General features: G+C 65.0%; 24 protein-coding genes and 1 pseudogene. 7 read left to right on the top strand and 18 right to left on the bottom strand.

The genetic code is table 11. The features are described from left to right. The coding region (locus TX80_RS04585; protein ID WP_081661439.1) for a metallophosphoesterase family protein at positions 1–646 on the bottom strand (646 nt) is incomplete at its 3' end. 97 nt (positions 647–743) lie between these two features. Here TX80_RS04585 and TX80_RS04590 point away from each other — a divergent pair. Then, positions 744–1,262: a gamma carbonic anhydrase family protein gene (locus TX80_RS04590; RefSeq protein ID WP_049921759.1), complete on the top strand. Its 519-nt coding sequence runs from the start codon at positions 744–746 to the stop codon at positions 1,260–1,262. Positions 1,263–1,290: 28 nt separating this feature from the next. On the opposite strand, the gene TX80_RS04595 is transcribed toward TX80_RS04590, so the two are convergent. From TX80_RS04595 to TX80_RS04660, 14 genes are all read right to left on the bottom strand, one after another. Further along, complete coding sequence (locus TX80_RS04595; RefSeq protein WP_195893033.1) at positions 1,291–2,223, bottom strand: ribonucleoside-diphosphate reductase; 933 nt, start codon at positions 2,221–2,223, stop codon at positions 1,291–1,293. Positions 2,224–2,337: 114 nt separating this feature from the next. Then, entirely contained in the window at positions 2,338–3,759 is a 1,422-nt protein-coding gene (locus TX80_RS04600; protein WP_049921761.1) for an MATE family efflux transporter, read from the bottom strand. Between the two features lie 107 nt (positions 3,760–3,866). Beyond that, positions 3,867–4,952, bottom strand: coding sequence for a geranylgeranyl reductase family protein (locus tag TX80_RS04605; RefSeq protein WP_049921763.1), 1,086 nt, complete (start codon positions 4,950–4,952; stop codon positions 3,867–3,869). Positions 4,953–5,145: 193 nt separating this feature from the next. Continuing rightward, positions 5,146–5,625, bottom strand: a complete 480-nt coding sequence (locus TX80_RS04610) for a DoxX family protein (RefSeq protein WP_049921765.1) — start codon at positions 5,623–5,625, stop codon at positions 5,146–5,148. 114 nt (positions 5,626–5,739) lie between these two features. Beyond that, positions 5,740–6,330, bottom strand: a complete 591-nt coding sequence (locus TX80_RS04615) for a GTP-dependent dephospho-CoA kinase family protein (RefSeq protein WP_049921767.1) — start codon at positions 6,328–6,330, stop codon at positions 5,740–5,742. A 7-nt stretch (positions 6,331–6,337) separates the two neighbouring features. Continuing rightward, on the bottom strand, positions 6,338–6,535 hold the full coding sequence (spt4, locus tag TX80_RS04620) for a transcription elongation factor subunit Spt4 (RefSeq protein ID WP_049921768.1): 198 nt from the start codon (positions 6,533–6,535) through the stop codon (positions 6,338–6,340). 2 nt (positions 6,536–6,537) lie between these two features. Then, on the bottom strand, positions 6,538–7,113 hold the full coding sequence (locus TX80_RS04625) for a DNA-directed RNA polymerase (protein WP_049921769.1): 576 nt from the start codon (positions 7,111–7,113) through the stop codon (positions 6,538–6,540). Next, positions 7,114–7,500 (bottom strand): PIN domain-containing protein, encoded by a 387-nt coding sequence (locus TX80_RS04630; protein WP_049921771.1) that lies wholly within the window; start codon positions 7,498–7,500, stop codon positions 7,114–7,116. It lies immediately after the preceding gene. A 30-nt stretch (positions 7,501–7,530) separates the two neighbouring features. Beyond that, positions 7,531–8,760, bottom strand: coding sequence for a translation initiation factor IF-2 subunit gamma (locus TX80_RS04635; RefSeq protein ID WP_049921773.1), 1,230 nt, complete (start codon positions 8,758–8,760; stop codon positions 7,531–7,533). Between the two features lie 125 nt (positions 8,761–8,885). Next, entirely contained in the window at positions 8,886–9,317 is a 432-nt protein-coding gene (locus TX80_RS04640; RefSeq protein ID WP_049921774.1) for an arsenate-mycothiol transferase ArsC, read from the bottom strand. 59 nt (positions 9,318–9,376) lie between these two features. Next, on the bottom strand, positions 9,377–10,042 hold the full coding sequence (gene phoU / locus TX80_RS04645; RefSeq protein WP_049921776.1) for a phosphate signaling complex protein PhoU: 666 nt from the start codon (positions 10,040–10,042) through the stop codon (positions 9,377–9,379). Between the two features lie 161 nt (positions 10,043–10,203). Then, positions 10,204–11,973 (bottom strand): phosphate ABC transporter permease PstA, encoded by a 1,770-nt coding sequence (pstA, locus tag TX80_RS04650; protein ID WP_049921777.1) that lies wholly within the window; start codon positions 11,971–11,973, stop codon positions 10,204–10,206. Between the two features lies 1 nt (position 11,974). Next, the gene (gene pstC / locus TX80_RS04655) at positions 11,975–12,952 is read right to left on the bottom strand and encodes a phosphate ABC transporter permease subunit PstC (protein WP_049921778.1); all 978 of its coding nucleotides are present in this window, start codon (positions 12,950–12,952) and stop codon (positions 11,975–11,977) included. A 142-nt stretch (positions 12,953–13,094) separates the two neighbouring features. Beyond that, positions 13,095–14,102 (bottom strand): PstS family phosphate ABC transporter substrate-binding protein, encoded by a 1,008-nt coding sequence (locus TX80_RS04660; protein WP_049921779.1) that lies wholly within the window; start codon positions 14,100–14,102, stop codon positions 13,095–13,097. A 512-nt stretch (positions 14,103–14,614) separates the two neighbouring features. Between TX80_RS04660 and TX80_RS04665 the strand changes: the two genes are divergently transcribed. The 4 genes from TX80_RS04665 to TX80_RS04680 all read left to right on the top strand — a co-directional run bounded on the left by TX80_RS04665 (position 14,615) and on the right by TX80_RS04680 (position 18,148). Then, entirely contained in the window at positions 14,615–15,610 is a 996-nt protein-coding gene (locus TX80_RS04665; protein WP_049921781.1) for a phosphate uptake regulator PhoU, read from the top strand. Between the two features lie 117 nt (positions 15,611–15,727). After that, positions 15,728–16,636 carry a winged helix-turn-helix domain-containing protein gene (locus TX80_RS04670; protein WP_049921783.1) on the top strand — a complete coding sequence of 303 codons (909 nt, stop codon included), beginning with the start codon at positions 15,728–15,730 and terminating at the stop codon, positions 16,634–16,636. A gap of 170 nt (positions 16,637–16,806) precedes the next feature. Then, on the top strand, positions 16,807–17,109 hold the full coding sequence (locus TX80_RS04675) for a hypothetical protein (protein WP_049921784.1): 303 nt from the start codon (positions 16,807–16,809) through the stop codon (positions 17,107–17,109). Between the two features lie 52 nt (positions 17,110–17,161). Next, positions 17,162–18,148, top strand: coding sequence for a DUF5787 family protein (locus TX80_RS04680; protein ID WP_049921786.1), 987 nt, complete (start codon positions 17,162–17,164; stop codon positions 18,146–18,148). 2 nt (positions 18,149–18,150) lie between these two features. On the opposite strand, the gene TX80_RS04685 is transcribed toward TX80_RS04680, so the two are convergent. The 3 genes and pseudogenes from TX80_RS04685 to TX80_RS04695 form a co-directional block, all read right to left on the bottom strand. Next, positions 18,151–18,975, bottom strand: a complete 825-nt coding sequence (locus tag TX80_RS04685) for an MBL fold metallo-hydrolase (RefSeq protein ID WP_049921787.1) — start codon at positions 18,973–18,975, stop codon at positions 18,151–18,153. 93 nt (positions 18,976–19,068) lie between these two features. After that, complete coding sequence (locus tag TX80_RS04690; RefSeq protein WP_049921788.1) at positions 19,069–19,416, bottom strand: hypothetical protein; 348 nt, start codon at positions 19,414–19,416, stop codon at positions 19,069–19,071. Between the two features lie 20 nt (positions 19,417–19,436). Further along, positions 19,437–19,672: pseudogene (locus tag TX80_RS04695) on the bottom strand (DUF2237 family protein); the annotation flags it as partial. Between the two features lie 179 nt (positions 19,673–19,851). Between TX80_RS04695 and TX80_RS04700 the strand changes: the two are divergent. Together TX80_RS04700 and TX80_RS04705 are read left to right on the top strand one after the other, a co-directional pair. Further along, positions 19,852–20,316, top strand: a complete 465-nt coding sequence (locus tag TX80_RS04700) for an ArsR/SmtB family transcription factor (protein ID WP_049921789.1) — start codon at positions 19,852–19,854, stop codon at positions 20,314–20,316. A gap of 85 nt (positions 20,317–20,401) precedes the next feature. Continuing rightward, positions 20,402–21,217 (top strand): hypothetical protein, encoded by an 816-nt coding sequence (locus tag TX80_RS04705; protein WP_049921790.1) that lies wholly within the window; start codon positions 20,402–20,404, stop codon positions 21,215–21,217. Positions 21,218–21,236: the final 19 nt, after the last annotated feature.

Raw genomic sequence — 21,236 nt, forward strand, 5'->3', positions numbered from 1 at the left:
CGTGCGCGCTCGAGCCGAGGTCGTGTGCATGGGACTCGAGCGTCAGCGTGTCGGGATCGAGCGTGTAATACCGTTCCCAGACGGGAGCGAGACTCACGACACGGGTATCGGCGATCTCGGCCTCGCGGTGGCCGTGGTGGTGGCCAACCAGACAGAGCCGCGGCGACATCGCCTCGAGCAGGTCGGCCACGTGTTCGGTTCCGGGGTCGTACCCGTACCACAGGAGGCCGGGCGGTGCATCGTGAGTCAGGAGGACATCGACGTCGGTCAGTTCGGCGGCGCGGTCGACGTCCTCGCGGGTGAAGTGACGACGCCGGTCGCCCTCGAGTTCCGGCCGCGACAGGTCGTACTTCGTCGGGACGTAATTGCCCGAGAGGCCGGCGACGCGAAGGCCCTCGACCGTCGTGGCCGTGCTCGCCAGCAGGTGAACGTTGTTCGTGCCGGCCGGCTCCTCGCCCGCCCGAAGCGCCTCGATCACGTCGAAGTCCTCGTTGTTGCCCGCGACGAACCACGTCGGTGCCGGGAGGTCGTACTGCTCGAGATCGCCGACCTGAAGCACGCACTCCGGCTCCAGCGCCCAGTAAATCTCGAGGAGCGTGTCGCGGCGATCCGGGTCGGACGCATGGGCGTCGCCGAGGACGAGCATAGCAACGGCAGGGCCTCAAGCGACATAGCGTCGGTGCCGAGGACTGCCGGGCAGTGGGCGACGAACGCTTATAGTCGTGATCGTGGTCGGGTTCCGTATGGTCGACAGCCGAACCTACGAGTTCGAGGACGCGACCCCATCGATTCACGAGGAAGCGGCGGTGAGCCGGGAAGCGGTGCTCGTCGGCGACGTGGCGGTCGCGGCGGACGCGAGCGTCTGGCCGGGGGTCGTCCTCCGCGGTGACATCGGTCCCGTCCACGTCGGACAGCAAGCCCACGTCGGCGACAACGCGACCGTGCACGCCTCGGCCATCGGGGATCGGGTGATGGTTGGTCACGGGGCCGTCCTCAACGAGGCGACGGTCGAGGAGCAGGCGCTGGTCGGCTTCAACGCCACGCTGAACACGGACGTAACGATCGGCTCGAGAAGCGTCGTCGCCGCTGGAACGGTCATCCCCGACGAGTACGATATCCCGTCCGAGTCGTTCGTCCGGGGGGTCCCCGCCGAGATCACGCCGCTCGAGGAGACGGGCATCGACGCCGACGCGATCTTCGAGTCGTTCTCGTCGGGCGAGTACACCAACCTCGCACAGCGACACGTCGATCTGTTCGAGTGAGCGCGGCCAGCACGGTCACACGGTGCCCTCAGTCGTCGCCGTCAAGTTGCACCAACTCGTCGACATCGGGAACGTCGGCCGTCGCGTCCGTAATCTGTTGCATCCGGTCGGTGTGTTTCTCGACGGCGTAGGCGGCCAGTTCGCCGTCGTCGAGGCCGGGCTGGTCGTCGGCGTCGTCGGGTTGGAACCGCTCGTCCTCGGTGATACCCTGGACGAGCGGGAGGAGTTCGCTGACCGTCTCCTCGACGAGTTGCGGATCGACGCCGTCTCGTACGAGTTTCTTGAGCTGGTTCATGCCGAATCCGACGTGCCTGCCTTCGTCGCTTCGGATCTTCGTGAATCCTTCGACGAGTCCCGGGAGATGCGGCAGATCCTCGAACTCCCCGCCGTAGGACGTCTGCATCCCGTAGTAGCCCGTCTGGGCGAGGATTCCTTCGACGGTGAGATGGTAGTGGCAGTACGCCTTCGCGCGGTTTTCCGGCGTGTCTTCCTCGAGCAGCCGATACTGGGCCGCTCTGTTGCGGTCGAACAGTTCGACGTAGGGATCGTTGAACCACCTGTCGGCGCGGGGGTTCGACCGCTCCCAGCCGAGTTCGTCCTCGACCGTCCAGATCACCTCGCGCCAGTAGCGATCGAAGAAGTCGGCGTGTTTGGCCTCCTCGTACAGCTGAGTCGTCAGAAAGAGCTGATCGTCGATGTCCTCGAGAACCGTCGCCAGCGGGGCGAGGTCTTCGGTAACCGCGTCCTCGCCGGCTCCGAACTTCGCGATGCCGTTCAGCGTCCGGTCCCAGTCCCCGCGGTCGTAGCTCGTGGCTCCCTCGATGTACTCGAGCAGGTTCTCGACGTCGGCCTCGAGATCGATCTCGCCGGGGTCCCAGTGGCGCTCGACCGCGTTGCGGTAGTAGCGGTTCGAACGCGACTCCCGGTCCATCATGTCGGTCGGTATGTATTCCGGTGGCACGTTCCAAACGTCCTCACTACGGGTATTAAATGTGCTGTGGTTGTCACATATCGGAGAGGATACCGGCGAACGGTCGTGACGGGGTCGGTTCGGCCGGGGTGCCGGTGGGTTCCCTCACCCGGCGGTCCGATAGCGCCGGCTCACGGCTCTCCAGCGGCCACGCCGGAAGAGCCAGTAGTTACACCCGCCCGGAACGAACGTCTCGAGCAAGACCGCGAGATAGAGGCCGCCGATCCCCAGCGGCGTGACCAGCCCGAGCGCGGCCGCCGGGAGTGCGAACCCGTATCGGCCGAGCAACGAGGCGACGAACGGCAGGCGGGTGTCGCCGGCCCCCAGAAGCGCGCCGGCGGCGGCACCGTCGATACCGAAGCCGATCGCGCTGACCGCGCTGACGCCGACGAACGTGGTCGTTCGCGCAAGCGCGTCCGGGCTGGTGACGAACACGTCGGCGATCGGAGTCGCGAAGACGACGATCAGGGCGGCCAGCCCGACGTAAAGTACCGTCGACAGCCGGATGATCGCCGCTCCGTAGGCACCCGCCTCGTCCGCGTCGCCCGCGCCGAGCGCCTGACCGACGAGCGAGCTCGCGGCGAGCGACAGCCCCCAGTTGACGCTGTTGATCAGGCTGCGTACTCGCCGGCCGACCTCAAGCGCCGTGACTACCACCGGTCCGAACGACGCGGCGATCCAGAGCAGGGGGAAGACGACGATCCCCTGTGCGAGTCGGCGGCCGATCTCCGGCGTGGCGATTTCGACCAACTGCCGGATCATCGTCGGCTCGAGCCACGACTGCGAGCGGGAGATCGGGACGGGACTCGGCTCCATCCCGAGGAACCCGTACGATCGGCCCGTCATTCCCCACGCCAACACGAGGGACACGAAGCCCGCCGAAACGGTCGATCCGATCGCGGCACCGGCGACGCCCAGGCCGAACCCGAAGATGAGGACCGCGTTGAGGGCGATGTTAAGCACCGCGCCGCCGGCGCGGGCGACCATCTCGGTGAACGTATCGCCCACACCCGTGTACGTCCGGCTGGCGATGAGGTTACACAGTTCGAAGCAGATCGCCGGGGCGACGAAGACGAGATAGGTACTGCCGTACTCGAGCGACGCCGACCCGGCCCCGAGCAGGCCGATCAACCGTTCGGAACCCAAGAGAAACGCGGCCATCATCGGGGTCGAGAGCCCGATCGCGAGAAGCACGCTCTGGGTCACGACCAGCGATGCACGGTCGGTGGCCTCGCCGCCGTAGTTCTGCGAGACGAGGCTGACGGTGCCGCCCGCGAGGCCGAGCCCGACCATCGTCACGACCTCCCAGTAGGCGAGCGCGAACGCGAGTCCCGTCGTTCCCGCGGTTCCGACCGCGACGCCGACCATCGCGAGGTCGGCCGTCTGTTTCGACATGATCGCGAACCCGGTGACGACTCGGGGCCACGCCAGCGCGGCGGTCGGACGGAACCGCTCGGCGTCGATGATACCCAGCCGCTCGAGCGTCCCGGCGACGAACTCGACGGCGGCCGTCTGCCGTCCTGTCATCCACGGGTGGTTCCGGGAGCGTCCCCTTCGATCTGTCGTTCACGCTCGTCGGTCGATCCGCAATGGGCAGGGAGCGACGCTCCGGCGTGGCCGACGAAGCCGTTCGCTCAGAGCCGCGACAGCAACGCCTTGAAGTGGTCGGTGGAAAACAGCGACGTCGGCCGGTCCATGTGGACGCCGATCTCGCCGGACAGCGCGCCGAGACCGACGTGCTGGACCGGCTCGGGGAGCGAATAGGCCCGCCGGAGCCAGTGGCCCAGTTCCATCTCGCGTGCCAGATCGTCCCGCCAGGCGCGCTCGTAGGCCGCGAGCGTCGTCGGCCGGTCGGGGTCGATCTCGCGGGCAGCGTGGTCGGCACAGGTCATGCCATAGAGGATGCCGCCGCCGGTGAACGGCTTGGTCTGCGAGGCCGCGTCGCCGATCAGGAACGCCCGACGGGACGTCACTCGATCGGGCGGCCCGACCGGAATCGCCCCGGAACACCGGTGGGAGACGTCGATCTCGTAGCCGTCGATCAACTCCTCGAAGTGTTTCGTGACCTGAACGCCCGGCGGTGCCGCGAGGCCGTACTCGACGCCGGCCTCGCCGCGGGGAATCCGCCAGGCGAAAAACGTCGGTGCGGTCAGGTGAACGTCGACGAAGTCCTGATGATCCTCCTCGTCGGAAAACGCGAGGACCCCGTGGAGCAGTTCGCCGGGCTGTGGGAGCCCGAGTTCGTCCCTGACCCGCGATCGCGGCCCGTCACAGCCGGCGAGCATCTTCGCCTCGAACTCGACGACCCCGTCCGGGCCGCTGGCGACGACCTCGACGCGGTCCCGATGTTCGCGGACATCCGTAACGGTGTGTTCCTCGCGGATCTCCGCGCCCGCCTCCCGCGCGAGGGCGGCGAGGTGGCGATCCAGTCCGACGCGGTCGATGACGTTCGAGGCGACCTCGCGCTTGTAGAAGGGGTACGATTTGCTGTGGGGACCGCCGACGTGGAACCGCGCGCCGTACACCTCGTTCTGGAACAGGTCCTCACGAGCCTCGCAACCGGTGTACTGCCAGATGTCGGTACTCACGTGACCCGAGCAGGCAAGCGGCGTGCCGATCGTGCCCTGCTCCACGGCGAGGACGTCGTAGCCCTTCTCGGCGGCCCGTCTCGAGAACCGCGCTCCGGAAGGGCCGACGCCGACGACGACGAAATCGTACATGTTCGTCACGTTCACGGCTGGCGATAAATATCCTGTCGAACGGTGGCTCGAATCCATTCGCTGTTGTCACCGTTCGTCGATTCCGGCTCGCTTCGTGACCGGGTCCGCTGTGAGACGGCAGCCGTTCGTGGGATCGAGTTACACCGGTGAGACGCGGCGGTTCGCCGTGTCCGCAGTGACCGTCTACCTGGCATTACGAGCGTCGGTATCCGTTGTCGGTGTCGATCGGGACGAACAGTTCGTCGTCGAACACTGCTCGTTCGACCGAGAGCGCGCCGGGGCCGCTCAGGACGAGCGAAACCGCGACCAGAAACAGGACCATCGTGTACTCGAAGCCGCCATCCGCGACGACGAACCCGTTTGGCAAGTGGACGAGTACCGTCGCCGAGAACATGATTACCGCGGCCACCGCCGCCGCATATCGGGTGAACACTCCGAGGAGAAGCGACACGCCGCCGGCCGTCTCACCCGCCGCAACGAGCCACGCAACGAGCGTCGGTGCCGGAACGCCCTGTGAAGCAAGGACTCCGGTAAGCCCGCCGATCCCCATCGCTTTCGGTCCAACGGCGAACAGCTTCCCGACGCCGGCGACGACGAGCACGATTCCGAGCGCTACCCGAAGGACGACCGGATTCCACTTCGCGCCGACTGACGAGAGCGTTGACGATGACATACTCCCACCTACGGCATGACCTATAATAATCATTTTGTGGTGGAAATATAGTAGGATGGCGATACCGAGAACCCCCACATCGTCGTAAATCCCGCTCTTGGATCGGTGACGACGTCAGACGTCCTCGCCGCCACCCTCGAGCAATGCCCAGAATCGATCGAGATCGCCCTCGAACCGCTCGAGCAGGGCGCGCATCTCGGCGCGATGCTCGTCGGTAACGCGGACGTGGACCATCCCCTCGTCCGGCTGTCCGTAGACGACGCTCGCTCCCGCCGGGGCGACGGCGATCGCCGGCAACGCGAGCAGGTCCTCCTCGCCGTCGACGAGGATCGTCGTCGGCTCCTCGCGGGCCAGCCCCTCGAGCAGCGCCCGGACGACGTCCGCGGAGATTTCGGCGGGCGGATTGACGGCTTCGATGGTCACTTCGTCGGCGACGGCCTCCCGGATCTCCTCGTCGACTGTCTCGCGTTTGGTTCGTTCGTCGACGAACGCGACGTCCGGCGGGCGACCCGCCTGCAGGAGGTGGTAGGTGACGACATCGCCGACGGCGATCAGCGGGCCGCCGACCGCTTCCAGGAGCCGGTCGGCGTCGGTTTCGATCGGTCCCATCGGCTCCTTGAGTTCGTGTCGAAGCTCGTCGGGAAGGACCAGTAGCTGCTCGTCGCGGGCGGTCGTCTCCGGTTCTCGATCGTCGTCGCGTGCCACGGCTCCCTTACCGGACTTTCAGCGCGTACGCGCCCGGTTCGGTGACCTGCATTTCGCTTGCGATCCGGCTGTCCTCCGGGTGGGCGATGACGACGTAGCCCGCCCAGTCCTCGGTGAGCGACGAGGAGTTACAGGCGTCGCAGGTTTCGTTGTCCGGATCGTTGACGCGGTGACACTCACGACAGACGAGACGGTCGGATGCCATCGTTATTCACCTTCGGTCGCTGTCGCTTCGCGTTTCTCGTGTTCTTCCTCGAGCCAGCCGTGTTTGCCGAGCCCGGGCTGTTTGGCCGTGAGTCCGATCTTCGAGTCCCGTGGGTTGCGCTCGTCGATGCTCTTGGTGACGATGCGGGCCCGGACGGCGTCGTCGACGCCGAGCGTGCGGTTCGATTCGTTGGATGCGAGTTGCTGGTTCTCGGCGTCGAAGGCGAGGTACTCGTCGCTGATCTGTGAGACGTGCAACAGCCCGTCGACCGGGCCGATCCCGACGAACGCCCCGAACTCGACGACCTCGACGACGGTGCCGTCGACGACTTCCTGCATCTGTGGATCGAACGTGACGGCGTCGAAGTCGGCCTCGTAGTAGACGCCCGGCCGGTTCGGCAGGACCGTCCCCTCACCGATGTCGTGTACTTCGGTGACGGAGACGACGCTGCCGACCTCCTCATCCATTCGTCCCTCGAGCTTGTCCTGCAACAGTCGCTTGACGAGCTCCGGCGACACGTCGCCGAGCTCCTCCGGCGGTACCTCCACCGTGTCCTTCAGTCTAACCCGTTTGTACATCTATGGTTGAGTGATCGCTAACTTGTTTCTCCCGCGTAATGCAATTACCGGTCTGTTCGCCTCGAGTACCCGGTCACGCAGCGGTCGGTCGTTGGTGACGACGTAATCGACCGCCCCCTCGCGGGCGAGTTCGACCAAGGCGTCGTCGGCGTAGGACGCCTCGGTGTCGACGACGAGACAGCGTTCGGTCGCCAGGTCGTGACCGACGGTCGCGGCCGTTCCCTCCCGGCCCCCCTTCTCGGACAGTCGCCGGAGTTCCTCGACGACCGCCTGGGGGGTCGTCGGCTCGAACGACTCGAGGAGTCGATCGAGTTCGTCGAACAGCCGGACGTCGAGTTCGACCGGCATCATCAGCGCGCTCGTATCGAGGGCGACCCGTGTACTCATGCTCGGTTCTCCTGTCTCGTCCTCGTCGCGTTACTCCTGTAGCGTTCCGAGCCCGATCAGCCGCCAGCGCGCACCGATCCGGCGGTTGATCGCGATCTTCGCGCCGGGTTCGGCGGCGACGGGGCGTTTGAGGTTGACCTCGCACTCGCCTTCGCGCGCGCTCGTTACCGCGCCGACGGTCGTCGCGGTTCCGACGGTCATCATCAGGGGCTCGCCGGTACTGATCTCCTCGACCTCGCCGCCGTCGGTCCCGACGACGCGATCGAGCAGGTCGACGTCCATGGTGAACCCGTCCCACGTCGGCGGCAACGTACCCGGCGGGCCGGCCATCCGACCCGCCAGCGCGTCGCCTTTCGTCAGCGACGGATCGAGTCCGGTACCGACCCCGAGCAGCCCGCCCGGCGTGACCGTGTCGACAGTTTCGCCGCCGGCCTGCAGCGAGCGGATCGTCGTCTCGATCGGAACGTACTCGGTCTGGCCGCCCTCCTCGACCTCGCGGCCGGGGCGGATCTCGATCTCGTCGCCGACCTCGAGTTCGCCCTGAACGAGGCTGCCACCGAGGACGCCGCCGGCCAGATCCGTCGCAGTCGTCCCGGGCTTGTTGATGTCGAAGCTGCGGGCGACGTGCATCCGCGGGTCGGCAGCCGGGTCGCGGTCGGGCGTGGGGATCTCCTCCTCGATCGCCTGAATCAGCAGATCGAGGTTGACCTCCTGGCCCGCGGAGATCGGAACGACGGGGGCGTCTTCGGCGACGGTTCCCTCGACGAACTCCTGAATCTGTTCGTAGTTGTTCCGGGCTTGCTCGGAATCGACGAGGTCGACTTTGTTCTGGGCGATGACGATGTTGTCGATGCCGATGATGTCGAGCGCCATCAGGTGCTCCTCGGTCTGGGGCTGGGGGACGGGTTCGTTGGCGCTGACGACCAGCACGGCCCCGTCCATCAGCGACGCGCCCGAGAGCATCGTCGCCATCAGGGTCTCGTGACCAGGGGCGTCGACGAACGAAACGGTCCGAAGCGGCTCGCTCGTCGAGCCGTCCGGACACTCCTGTTCGACGGTGTAACACTCGGGTTCGTCCACGCCGTCGCAGTGGCGGAACGTCGCGTCGGCGTAGCCGAGTCTGATGGAGATACCGCGTTTCATCTCCTCGCTGTGCTGGTCCGTCCACGAGCCACTGAGGGCTTGCACCAGCGTCGTCTTGCCGTGGTCGACGTGACCGACGAGCCCGATGTTCACCTCCGGTTGTCCATTTCCTACCATAAGACGGTGAGTAATCTTAGGAGTAGGTTCCGCCGTGCGCTTGATAAAGGTTGCGAGCTACCGCCGTTTTCATCCGACGATCGTATCGGCGACCGCGACCGTCACGCCCTCGAGGATCACCGCCGTCAACACGGTTCTCCCGCCTCGAGTTCGTCGAACAGCGCCGTCACTCGCCGTCGAATCTCGTCGCGGATCTCGCGGACCGTCCCGATCGAGGCGTCGTGGGGATCGGAGAGGTCCCAGTCACGCGCGTCGCCGCGCCATGTCACCGGACAGACGCCGTCGGCCGAACAGCCCATCGTGACCACGACGTCACAGGCCGCGAGTTCGTCCGGCGTGATCTCCCGCGGGGTGCGATCCGTGAGATCGATTCCGTCGTCGTTCATGACCGCAACGACGACATCGTGAACCCGTTCGGCCGGATCGGTCCCACCAGTACGGATTTCGACGCCTTCGAGGCCCCGTATCGCCCGTTCTTGTTCGGCGAACGCTGCCGCCATTTGACTTCGCCCGGCGTTTTGCACGCAGACGAATCCGATCGTCGTGTACTGGTTCATGGTGGTACCTCGATATCGTGTGTGACGGTTCTCGAGTGTCGTCGCTCCGATGAGTTCCGTCAGTAGATCAGTTCGTCGTCGGTTTCGACCATGTACACCGTTCGCGCGGCGACGTTTACCGCGTGGTCGCCGATCCGCTCGATATCGCGAAGCGTAAGCAGCATCCGGGAGACGTCGTCGAGCAGCGGTTGGCCGCCGGCTCCGAGATCGGCCTCGAGGAGGTCCCGGACGACGACCGCGCTCGCGTTCTCACACAGCGTATCGATCTCGTCGTCGGTGACGGCGATCTCCCGCGCCGCCGCCGCGTCGCCGTCCGCGTAGGCCCGCGTGGCCGTCTCGACCATCTCGACCGTTCGCTCGCCGATGTACGTGATGTCGATGTCGGGATAGCGGTTTCGCTCGGCCCGCTGGGTGTACTCGCCGAGGTTGACCGCGAGATCGCCGATTCGCTCGAGGTCGGTGATGATCTTGAACGAGGCGGCGATAACGCGGAGGTCGCCGGCGACGGGTTGCTGGAGCGCGAGCAGCTCCAGACAGTCCCGTTCGAGTTCGAGGTACCGGTCGTTGACCTCGTGATCGCCGACGATGACATCGGCAGCGAGGGCGTCGTCTTTGGCCTCGTAGGCCTCGAGCGCCCGCCGGAGCCGTTCACAGACGAGGTCGCTCATCTCGACGACGTCCGTCCGAAGCTGCTCGAGTCGGTGCTGGTATTCGGTTCGAGTCATGGGTTTTTGATTGCTGTAGAGGGTGTCATTTCGGGAACGGGACCAAACGGGGCCGCGATGGCGGTGTCGACCGAGCCAGTGGGGCCGGGGATCCAGTCCGACAGCAGTCCGGTCGCGAATCCACTCGGCCATCGATCGTAATCGGCTCAGTGTTCATGTGGTCACGCCTGACGTTGGTACCTGTGCCGGAGGACGATCGCGGTCGCGTTCATTCCGATCAGGACGAGCAAGAGGGTGACCACCCCGGCGGCGAGGACGCCGTAGCGGAAGGCACCGATCGCGTCGCCCGACCAGGCATAGATCTGCATCGGCATGGCACTTACCGTGTCCCAGACGCCGTTCGGCGGGGTGTACGTAAGCGTGGCGGCACGGATCATGATCAGCGGCGCTGTTTCGCCGATCGCTCGGCCGAGTGCGAGGATGGTCCCGGTCAGGATGCTCGGAAACGCTTCGGGAAGCACGACGTTTCGGATGGTCTGCCACCTGGTCGCGCCCATCGCATAGGAACCGTTGCGGAGATCGTCGGGAACGGACCGGATCGCCTCCTGTGACGAGATGATCGTCATCGGGAGGACCAGAAGCGACAGGGTCAGCGACGCGGTGACTACCGTCCCCAGGCCGAGTCCGAGCAGATTGGCGAACAGGCCGAGTCCGAGCAGGCCGTAGACGACCGACGGAACTGCCGCGAGGTTCGCGACGTTGATCTGGATCAGGCGTGCGATCGAACCGATCACGCCGCCGTTCCGGGCGTACTCCTCGAGACAGATCGCGGAGCCGACACCGAGCGCAAACGAGAGTACCGCGACGAACGCGAGCAGCATGACCGATCCCACGATCGCCGGATACATCCCCGTTTCACGGGGCGTCCGCGACGCGCTACTCGTCACGAACGACAGGTCGAGCCACGGGTTCGGGCCGACCAGACCGAGCGTTCGGACGAGGACGACACCGGCGAGAACGCCGCCGACGAGGATCACCGGCAGGAGAAGCCCCGCTTTCCCCGTCTCGGTCCCGAGAGCCCGCCTGATGAACGCCACCGCCGGGACGGCGGTCGTAAGGAGCACGAGCAGTGCGTTCGCCCGCGGGAAGCCGGCGAGTCCGGCCGCGAAACTGCCACCGGCAGCCAGCGCGAGGGTCGTGATGCCGACGGCGACGCCGGTCCGAACCCCGTTCCGGCGGGAAACGACCGCAGCGATGGCCGCCGACGTCGGGACGGCGAGCGTCCAGAGAAAGATCAGCCACGTCGCCGGATAGACGTCGACCACTCCGCGGACGTAACCCGCGACACCGATACCGACCGCGGCGATGAGAGGCGCAGACAGCGCTGCTGGCCGCGATTCGCGCCGGTGACCGTAGCCGTAGACGCCGGCCGCCGGCAGCAACCCGAACGTGTACGCCAGCAGCCACAGGTACTGATCGAAGACGACGAAGACGAGGCTCAGGCCGATTCCAAGCGCCGCGCCGCCGACGAGCCGGCCGACAAGTCCGAAGCCGGTCCGGCCGATCGGGCGCTGGCTGCCGACGTACGTTGCGTAGCCCACGACGGGGATCACGACGGCAAAAAGGTACGCAAGCTGCCAGTTGAGCCGCGAGATCGGTCGTACCAGTGCCTCGAACCCCGTGATCGCAACCGGCGTGACTACTGCGCCGCCACCGAGCGCAAGGACGACCCGTTCGGTCACCGCACGGTCGCTTGCACTGTAGAGACAGAAGCCGATGTACGGCAGTATCAGCGTCACATAGTAGGTCGCCATCCACTCGAGGCTCGCGTTGGTAAGGTCGAACGCGTCGATGGAGACGTAGCTCAACAGTACCGCAAGCGTGAGGATGCCGACGACCGACGCGCCGAGCGCCAGATATTCGAAGACGATGCCTTTGAACCGGCTCACCTGCCCGAGCTCGGGCGTCCGTTGATCGTGTTCGATAGCCATCTCAGTATACCTCCCTGTATCGTTCGGCGATCAGATCGCTGATGACGTTCAGGATGAACGTAGCGACAAACAGCACGAGTCCGAGCGCGAACATCGAGTCGTAGGGCAACGATCCGCCGGTGAGGTCACCGCCGGCGATGTTGACCATCGCGGTGGTGATGGTCATGCCCGGCTCGAGGAGGACATCACCCGGATGGATGTACGGGACGCCCGCGACCCCTCGATGGACCGGCGGAAAGGTAGCCTGCGACCCCATCGCAACGGCGAGGATCATGGTCTCGCCGATCGCGCGTGAAATCGCCAGAATGTACGAGGAGACGATCCCCGACAGCGCCGCCGGCAGGACGACCTGGGTCGACACCTCGTACTTGGTGGCTCCGAGCCCGTAGCCGGCCTGACGGAGTTCGTCCGGGACCGCGCTCATGGCGTCTTCGCTGATCGACGAGACCATCGGAATGATCATGATTCCGATCATCAGCGACGCCGAAAGCGCGTTGAACGTCTTCAGAGAGGGAAACAGCGTCGCCTGCAGTGCCGGCGTCACGTATACGAGTGCGAAGTAGCCGTAGACGACCGTCGGGATCCCGGCGAGGATCTCCAGCATCGGTTTGAGGATCGACCGGACGCGCGGGCTGGCGTACTCCGAGAGGTAAATCGCCGTCAGCGTTCCGATTGGAAGCGCAACGAGCGCCGCCATGGCCGTCACGGTGAACATCCCGATCACCAGCGGGAGGATACCGAACACGTATCCGTGTTGGCCACGCGGGTTCGGACTCCACGTGGTCCCGAAAAGGAAATCGCTGATCGGATACGCCGAAAAGAACGCGGTCGCATCCGAAAGCAGCGTCAGGAAGATCGCGATCGTCGTGAGGACGGTGATCAGCGCACAGGCGACGAAAAACCCCCCGTAAGACCGCTCCTTGAGCACGTCGATGCCGCGGGACCGCTGGAGGTCCGGCGTTGCCGACGGATCACTCACGGTCGATCACCGCTGGGGGACCTCCGTCCGTTCGTCGGCCCGTGGCTCCCCATCCCCGTGACGAACCGGCCGTGGAAACAGCGACGGTTCCCAGCGAACTCGTATTCACGATTGGTGGCAATACCCCGAGTCATTGTCTCGATTACTCGTCTTCCTCGCCGATCACTTCCTCGAGTTTGTCCAGCTGTTCGGCCTGTTGCTCCTCGTTGAGGGGGACGTAGCCGACGTCCTCGGCGACGAGTTGCTCGTCGGTCGTGTGTTCGACGAAAAAGCGCGCGAACGCGGCGACGTGTTCCTTCTCGAGCGACGACGTCGAGGGATAGGTGTACAGCGACCGTGACAGCGGCTGATAGTCGCCGGAGGCGGCGGTCTCGAGGCTCGGTTCGACGGGACCGTCGCCGTTGTCGACCGCGACTGCCGTCACCGAATCGGGGTTCTGATAGTAGTACGAAAACCCGAAGTAGCCGATCGCGTACTCGTTACCCTGGACACCTTGGACGATGTTGTTGTCCTGCTCCGTCGCCTGGTAGTCGTCCGTATGCCCCCGTTCTTCGCCCATGACGTTCTCGATGAAGTAGTCGTAGGTTCCGCTGGTGTCGTCGGCACCGTATCGGTCGATCGGTTCGTCGGGCCAGTCGGCGTTGACGTCGCTCCAGGTTTCGGCGGCGTCGGCCTCCCAGATCTGGGCGATCTCCTCGACGGTCATCTCGGTCGCCCAGTCGTTGTCGTTGTTGATGACGACAGTCAGCGCGTCCGTCGCGGCGACCAGTTCGATCCACTCGACGTCGTTTTCCTCGCAATGATCCTCCTCTTCGGGTTTGATCTGTCGGCTGGCGTTGTTGAAATCCGACTCACCGGGACAGAACTTATCCGCGAAGCCGCCGCCCGACCCGTCCCGGGTCATATCGATTTTGACGTCGTCGGGGTTTTCGATATCGGGGTGTTCCTCCCTGAACTCCTCGGTCATCGCCTCCATTAACGGGAAGACGGTACTCGAACCCGAGATATCGATGCTGCCGGAGAGCCCGTCGCTGTCACTGGTCTCTTCGGTACAGCCGGCGATCGCGGCTGCGCCGACTGCCCCGGCGGCACCGATGAACTTCCGTCGTGAAACCCCTTGCACCGAACGTCCGAGCCTATCGTCGGTCATCACAAGGAGGGTTCTACAGATTATAGAAAAGCGATGCTATGTCTAATATATATTTGTACGTACTGCTATACCCCGCTATCCGTCAGTCGGTAATAGCCCAACAAATGCCGAATAGGTGTTTCTGACCCCTCCTATTCCGGAATTTCTAATCACGCCCTCGAAGCCGTCCTGTTCCGCCCTTGACCAAGAGAAGGAGTCTATATACTGTTTGCTGTCCGATCGGAACCGCATACCGTGACTGAACGCCGTCACAACCGGATACGAAAACGCGATGTCGTCGCTGATCGCGCTGAATGATTCGTCCCGTCCAACGCTCGGGAGAATGGCAAAGATAAATATACCACAACCTAGATATATATCTCTATATTTGTGAACTGTTGTTTGTATATGAATATGTTTTATTCTGTGCACTAAATCGAGGACAGTAGCCGCTTAACCCACAAATACTCGAATATAGTCCGGTCTCTATAGACTCGGGTAGATTTATGTTCCCTCCATAGAAAGCGCGCCGTATGGAGACACGCAAGGTCCAGGTGACCGGCGGATCAACGTACACGGTGTCGCTTCCGAAGGAATGGGCAACCGAAAACGGAATCAGTAGCGGATCCACCGTCGAGATTTACTCGGAAGACGACACGCTGTTGGTCACCCCACAGAGCGACGCCGACCATCAGGAGGGTACGCTCGACGTCTCCGCACTCGCGGACGAGCAGCTCGTCCGCGCCGTCCTGACGATGTACGTCAGCGGCTTCGACATCATCCACCTCGAGGCCAACCGGATTACGACCGACCAGCGGCGGGCGATTCGCAGCGCGATCCAGGGGCTGATCGGCGTCGAGGTCGTCGAGGAACAGACCGACCGGGTCGTCGTTCAGGACCTGTTGGACTCCTCGGAGCTGTCGATCGTCAACGCAATCACGCGAATGCGCCTGATCGCAACGTCGATGCTCGAGGACGCCATCACGGCCCTCGTCGAGAACGACGACGATATCGCTGCCGACGTGATCGAACGAGACGACGACGTCGACCGGCTCTTCCTCGTCGTCTCGCGGATTTTCCGAGCGACGCTGCGTTCACCGCGGGCCGCCGAGGGGCTGGGCGTCTCCCGCGAGGACTGCTTCGACCTCCATTCGAGCGCCCGCCAGCTCGAGCGCGTCGCCGACCATGCCGTCAAAATCAGTCAACTCGCCCAAAAGTTCGGAACGATCCCCGAGGACGTCGCCGGGGCGTTGCTGGAGGTACACGACGACGTCGCGGCGATCCTCGAAAAGTCGATGGACGCGCTGTTTGCGGAGGATACCGACGAGGCGACCGATCTCGGTCACGATGCCCTCGAGTCCGTTCTCGATATCGACGAGCACACGCGTCGCATCGACGATCTGTTACGGGAACTCGACCCCGTCCAGGCGCAGTCGCTGGGACTGATCCTCGATTCGTTGTCCCGAAGCGCCGACTACGGCGGGAACATCGCCGAAACGGCACTGCAGAAGACCGCACCGCGGCCGTAGTCACCCACCGCCGCCTTCTCCGCCTCGACCTGAACCCGCTCGAGCACCAATTATCTGATATCATACACAAATCCGATTCAGGGAACGGTTTTGGCATCCGGCTTCGTACGTGGCGGTATGAGTCGATCGGACGTCTCGGGGGACGACGAAAACGCCCTCGAGTGTACGGAGTGTCTCGATCCGGCCGACGCGTTCGCGCTGGTCGGCAACGAGACGCGATTGGCGATTCTGGAAGCGCTGTGGGCGGCCGACGACGGTCCCGTCTCGTTCTCCGAACTGCGTCGCGAGGTCGGGATGCGCGATTCGGCACAGTTCAACTATCACTTACAGAAACTGACCGGGCACTTCGTGATACAACGGTCGGACGGCTACGCGTTCAAACACGCCGGCGAGAAGGTCGTTCGCTCGGTGATCGCGGGATCGTTCAACGAACACCCGTCGCTCGAGCCGTTCCCGGTCGAAGGGACCTGTTTCGCCTGTGAGGGGCCGTTACAGGCGGTCTACGAGGACGAGCGGCTATCCATCGAATGTCCCGACTGCGGACACGGTCACGGCGAGTACGCGTTTCCGCCGGGCGGGTTGAACGACCGTACCCGCGAGGAGATCGCCGACGCGTTCGACCAGCGGGTCCGTCATCTACACTGTCTGGCGGCCGACGGCGTCTGCCCGGAGTGTAGCGGCCGGATGGGGACACACGTCGTCGAAACGGACGAGGACTGCTGTCTCGGGGCCGCCGTTCGCGTCGATCACGAGTGCGTACAGTGTGGCCACACCCTCTGTTCGGCCGCCGGACTCCGACTGCTCGATCACTCCGCGGTCGTCAGTTTCCACCGCGAGCGCGGGATCTCGCTCGACGAGCGGCCGTACTGGACGCTTCCGTGGTGTGTCTCCGACGAACACACCGAGGTCCGCGAGCGCGATCCGTACCGCCTCGCCGTGTGTATCCCGCTCGCCGGCGACGAACTCCGCGTCACGATGAACGGCGACCTCGACGTCCTCGAGACGCGGGTCGAACGCGGCGACTAAGAGGCGACCGGTCACCGGATTCTTGTCGACTGTTCGTTTAGCCGAGGCGTTCTGATCAGGATCGATACCGCTCACGAAGCGTCCTCAAACGGATTTCAGTAATGTTCGTACAATAATATATTTCAGATTACACTTATTGGCCGTCGGCGTCTCGGTACAGGTGAGACGAAATGTACGCACCCAAACCCCCACAGTCGACCCCGCTCGTCGGTCGGAAAAGCGTGCTCGAGACCGCCGTCGTCTCGCTCGCCACGACAGGGCTGCTGTTTACGGCCACGCTCGCCGGACTCGTTGCGGCGTCGACGGTCGGCGACGAGCCGGCGATCGCGTTCCCGGTTTCGCTGGTCGTCGGTCTCCTGACGCTGGGCGTCGGCGTCGTCGGGACGAGGCGGTTCTACCGGCGGATCGCCACCCACGTCGATCGCCGGCGGCGAGCAGTCGGTCCCGATCGCCGTCAGGCGTCGCCGGGCTGACTCATACCGCCGAACCCGACGACTTTTCTCGCTCGCTTCCCTCTCCGGTACCGTGACCGCATCCGAGTTCGCGTTCGAACTCGAACTCTGTGCCCACCTCGAGCGGCGACGCTCGGGGATCGTCGCTCGTCAACTCGGCGCAGGCATCGCCGATCCCGGGGGGCGGATCCTCGATATCGTCCGCGTCGAGCCCGGCCCGTCGTTCGACGATCGGATCGCGATCACGAGCGAATCGATCCCCGAAGCCGCCATCGAATCCGCCGTCGGGACCGGTAGTGCGCGGTACTGGAAGTCCGCCTTCGACTGCCACCCCGATCGGGCACGCCGGGCCACGGAGCGCGCCCTCGAGATCGGGTTTTTCGAACGTGAACGCCGGACGGGCCGCGAGTACGTCCGGCAGGTCGCTCGCTACCCCGACTGGTACGGCCGGCTGGTCGGGATCGAGAACAAACCCGACCTCGGCCGACCCGGCGACCTCGAGGCGCAGTTGCGGACCGACGTCAGCCTCGCGCTGGTCGACGAGGCGATCCTCGCGACCGAGAGCTACGTCACCCGAGCGCACCTGAACCGCATCCCCGACGAGGTCGGCGTCTGGCGGGTCCACCGTGACGATTCCAACGCGACGGTCGAGATCGAAGTCGTCCGCGAACCCGAATCGCTGCCCGTCGACGAGCCGGGGATCGAACCCCTCGAGTACCGTCCCGGCCGGACCGACGTCGCCGTCGTCGATCCCGAGGCGAAGGCCCGTGCCCGGCGTCGGCTCGCCGAACGGGCGTACGGCAAGGGGTGGCGAACGTACGAGTTCCCCGGCTGTGGGTCCTGCCGAGCCGTCGACGCCGAGGGTGCGACGGTACCGGATTGTACGTGGAAGGGACGAGTCGTCAACGCCAACTCGGACTGTGGCCCCGCCTGTGACGGCTACGAACCGGCGACGGTCCCCGAGGTCGACCTCGAGCGCGAACGCGACCGACAAACGGCGTGGGACCCGGATCCGCCGGGAAAACGACGGCGGCAATCCGGGCTGGACCGGTTCGGGTAGTTTCAGAGGCCGTACTGCTCGCCGTCGACCGCCAACGGCTCCTCGAAGGCCTCGTCGGCGGGGTAGTAGTGTGCGACGTGGACCAGCCGCGTCCGTTCGGCGTTCAGATCCTCGGCGAGCGCGAGCGCTCCCTCGCGGGTCATGTGTTTCGTCCCGAACGTCCGCGGGACGCCATTGGGGCCGTCGTGGCGGCCGCCGAGCGGATGGTAGTCACAGAGGTGAGCGGGGACGATCGCGTCGGCCAACAACAGATCGGGATCGGCGAGGACGGCCCGGGAGCTGTCGGGAACGTCGTAGCTCGTATCGCCCGTCAGCGACAGCTTCGACCCCGTTTCGGGATCCTCGATCGCGACGCCGTAACAGACCAGCGGCGGGTGGTCGACCGGCACGAGCGTCACGTCGAACCCACAGATCCGAACCGGTTCGAGCGGCGTCGTCGGGCGGACGGTGACGGGATCGAGATAGTGATAGTCCGTTCGAACCGTCTCGGCGACGCTTTGCCCGGTCTCGGGATCGGTTTCGTCGGCCGCGTACACCTCGAGATCGTCGAAAACGCGAAAGACGTTGCCGAGCCCATCGAGGTGATCGAAGTGGATGTGCGTGATGACGGCGGCATCGGGCAGGGAAACGTCGTCACGGAGGAACTGATACCGGAAGTCGGGGCTGAAGTCGATCAACAGCGATCGGCCGCTCCGCTCGTTTTCGACGTGGACCGAAAACCGGGTGCGCTCGAGGCCGCGTTCGCGGGCGGTCTCGCAGGTGTCACAGTCACAGCCGACGGTAGGCGTTCCGGTCGTATCGCCGGTTCCAAGCAGCGTGACCCGCATCGCTACGTCGCCCTCCCGGAACCGGGGTCGATCGGTCGACCCGGTCTTGACGGCCGACCAGCGGAGTCGGCGGCCCCGTCGGCTCGGCGACGATCACACATAGGTTCGCCCGTCCTCGAACGCGGACCTGATGAACGGATGGTCCGTTCGCGCTTCGTACCGGTCGGCCGGCAAAACGTGTACCGAGAAGACGACGCCGTACTCGAGGCCGACGGACTCGGCGAGTCGCTCGAGTTGTCGCTTGCGCTCGCGGATCGCGCCGTCGGGGTCGTCCGCGGTCTCGAGGACGAGCAACACTGGGATGTCGGTGTGAACGCCGCGGTCGCCGCCGCGAGCCGCGCTGCCGAAGGCGACGAGGTGGCGGATCGAGTCGCCATGCTCCGCCTGTACGCGCTCGGCGAACGCGGCCGCGGGATCGCGCTGTTTCGCTCCGTCGTTCATCGTGCCCTCATTAGTACCCATCACATAAAGGACGTTCCCCGCTCGGGAGCGGGAGGCGTACGATTCGGTTTCCGTGTTTGGGTATCGCTCCCGTCGTCGGCGTCCTGATACTCGTGGGCCCGGCGGAGGTCCGGATCGACGTCTCGCAACACCGCCTCGTGGATCGCCTCGAGCACGACCGGCGCACAGTCGGCCCTTCGGCCTCGAGCCAGCGTGCGAGACAGAGACACCAGCGGTCGCCGGGCTCGAGTTCGGTCCCGAAGACGTTCCGATCGGCGGGCCGACTCCGGTCTCGGCCGACGGACCGAAAAGAGTGGCGTCGGCTGCCGCGGCGTCGGTCAAAATCGATTTTGAGTTACGACAGCAGTTACGTACCCCGGGTACGAACACCGGGACGATCGGCCACCGCGCTGACACACTCGTCTCTCGATACCCATGTCACGACTGCTTCCAACGACTGCGGATGCGACGACCGATCGCACTGGCGATCCGTCGTTGCTGTGTCTCGACGACGACCGAACCGATGACGTCCTCGCCGCGCTGTCGTCGGGGACGGCCCGAGCGATCTTCCGGGAACTGAACGAACGGCCGCTGACGGCCGCCGGGCTCGCCGACCGACTCGAGATGTCGATCCAGAGCGTCAGCTACCACCTCGAGAACCTCTCGGAGACGGGACTCATCGAGGTCTCCGACACCTGTTACTCCGAGAAAGGGCGTGAAATGGACGTCTACTCCGTGTCCGAGGAGCCGCTGGTGCTCTTTCTCGGAACCGAAGAGGATCAGCCGGGTCTCAGGGTGGCGCTGAAAAACGTCGCTGCAGCGGTCGGCCCGGCGGGGATCGTCGCCATCGTCTGGGGCGTCCTCTCCCGGTTCGTCGGAAACGACGTCGGTGGCGTCTGAGCGACCCCCGATCGAGGACCCGGTCCTCGCGTTTCCAGTTCGAAGATAGACATGTTTACGTCGGTCGATGAGTGCAGTTCGAGTAATGGTCGAACGGATCAAGCGCCGGGAGGACACCGACGGGTGTACATGTCTCGAATGTCGCGGCATCCGATCGGTCGTCGCGCGGCGACGGCTGGGTGACGTTTTCCTGTGGGCGATGAAACTCCTCCCGGCCCGACCGTCGATGCTCCTGATATTTCTCGGACTCGCAGTCATCCAGTTTGCCAGTCAGGTCTGGCCGGCTCGTCTCGGACTGCCGTTTGCCGGCGTCGTTCTCATTGCAGGGCTGTTTGCCTACTGCTATACCGTGACGGTCGCCGCCGGTGAGTTGGTCGATCGGCGGTACTCGCCGGCGACGGCGGTCAAACACTCGCTTCGTCGGCTGCCGACGGTACTCTCGACGCTGTTGATCTGGCTCGCTGCGATGAGTCTGCTCGTGGTTACGTGTCTCGTCGCCGGCGTACTGGCAATCGGTGCCGATTCCCTCCCGCTCACCGTCGTCGGACTGCTCGTCGTCCTCGCCGCGTTCAGCCTGCTCGTGACGGTCGCGGTCAAGTTCCTGTTCGCCACCGAGGCGGCGATCGTCGGCGGCTACGGACCGATCGCTTCGTTTCGAGTCAGTTGGACACTCGTCCCGCTACGGCGACGAACCGCGATCCTGTTGCTCAGCCTCGGGGGGATGCTCCTGACCGCGTTCGTCACCGGGAAATTCGGGTCGACCACCGAACCGTACCCCGTTCTGGGAAACGAAACGGTGAGGTTCGTCGTGTTCGGACTCCGAACCGCCACGACCGCCCTCTCGTCGGGGGTCACCGCGATTGCGCTCTGTCATTTCTACGTACAGGGCGTCCTCGAGTGAGCGGCGTTTCGCTCGTGGC

The sequence above is a fragment of the Halopiger djelfimassiliensis genome (genome assembly GCF_000455365.1).
Taxonomy (GTDB): domain Archaea; phylum Halobacteriota; class Halobacteria; order Halobacteriales; family Natrialbaceae; genus Halopiger_B; species Halopiger_B djelfimassiliensis.

Bases quoted from the DNA above. Each gene is read 5' to 3' on its own strand.
- TX80_RS04590 (WP_049921759.1), top strand. From the start codon at position 744: ATGGTCGACAGCCGAACCTACGAGTTCGAGGACGCGACCCCATCGATT.
- TX80_RS04600 (WP_049921761.1), bottom strand. From the start codon at position 3,759: ATGACAGGACGGCAGACGGCCGCCGTCGAGTTCGTCGCCGGGACGCTC.
- TX80_RS04605 (WP_049921763.1), bottom strand. From the start codon at position 4,952: ATGTACGATTTCGTCGTCGTCGGCGTCGGCCCTTCCGGAGCGCGGTTC.
- TX80_RS04610 (WP_049921765.1), bottom strand. From the start codon at position 5,625: ATGTCATCGTCAACGCTCTCGTCAGTCGGCGCGAAGTGGAATCCGGTC.
- spt4 (WP_049921768.1), bottom strand. From the start codon at position 6,535: ATGGCATCCGACCGTCTCGTCTGTCGTGAGTGTCACCGCGTCAACGAT.
- TX80_RS04625 (WP_049921769.1), bottom strand. From the start codon at position 7,113: ATGTACAAACGGGTTAGACTGAAGGACACGGTGGAGGTACCGCCGGAG.
- TX80_RS04630 (WP_049921771.1), bottom strand. From the start codon at position 7,500: ATGAGTACACGGGTCGCCCTCGATACGAGCGCGCTGATGATGCCGGTC.
- TX80_RS04635 (WP_049921773.1), bottom strand. From the start codon at position 8,760: ATGGTAGGAAATGGACAACCGGAGGTGAACATCGGGCTCGTCGGTCAC.
- TX80_RS04640 (WP_049921774.1), bottom strand. From the start codon at position 9,317: ATGAACCAGTACACGACGATCGGATTCGTCTGCGTGCAAAACGCCGGG.
- phoU (WP_049921776.1), bottom strand. From the start codon at position 10,042: ATGACTCGAACCGAATACCAGCACCGACTCGAGCAGCTTCGGACGGAC.
- pstA (WP_049921777.1), bottom strand. From the start codon at position 11,973: ATGGCTATCGAACACGATCAACGGACGCCCGAGCTCGGGCAGGTGAGC.
- TX80_RS04660 (WP_049921779.1), bottom strand. From the start codon at position 14,102: ATGACCGACGATAGGCTCGGACGTTCGGTGCAAGGGGTTTCACGACGG.
- TX80_RS04665 (WP_049921781.1), top strand. From the start codon at position 14,615: ATGGAGACACGCAAGGTCCAGGTGACCGGCGGATCAACGTACACGGTG.
- TX80_RS04670 (WP_049921783.1), top strand. From the start codon at position 15,728: ATGAGTCGATCGGACGTCTCGGGGGACGACGAAAACGCCCTCGAGTGT.
- TX80_RS04675 (WP_049921784.1), top strand. From the start codon at position 16,807: ATGTACGCACCCAAACCCCCACAGTCGACCCCGCTCGTCGGTCGGAAA.
- TX80_RS04685 (WP_049921787.1), bottom strand. From the start codon at position 18,975: ATGCGGGTCACGCTGCTTGGAACCGGCGATACGACCGGAACGCCTACC.
- TX80_RS04690 (WP_049921788.1), bottom strand. From the start codon at position 19,416: ATGAACGACGGAGCGAAACAGCGCGATCCCGCGGCCGCGTTCGCCGAG.
- TX80_RS04700 (WP_049921789.1), top strand. From the start codon at position 19,852: ATGTCACGACTGCTTCCAACGACTGCGGATGCGACGACCGATCGCACT.
- TX80_RS04705 (WP_049921790.1), top strand. From the start codon at position 20,402: ATGGTCGAACGGATCAAGCGCCGGGAGGACACCGACGGGTGTACATGT.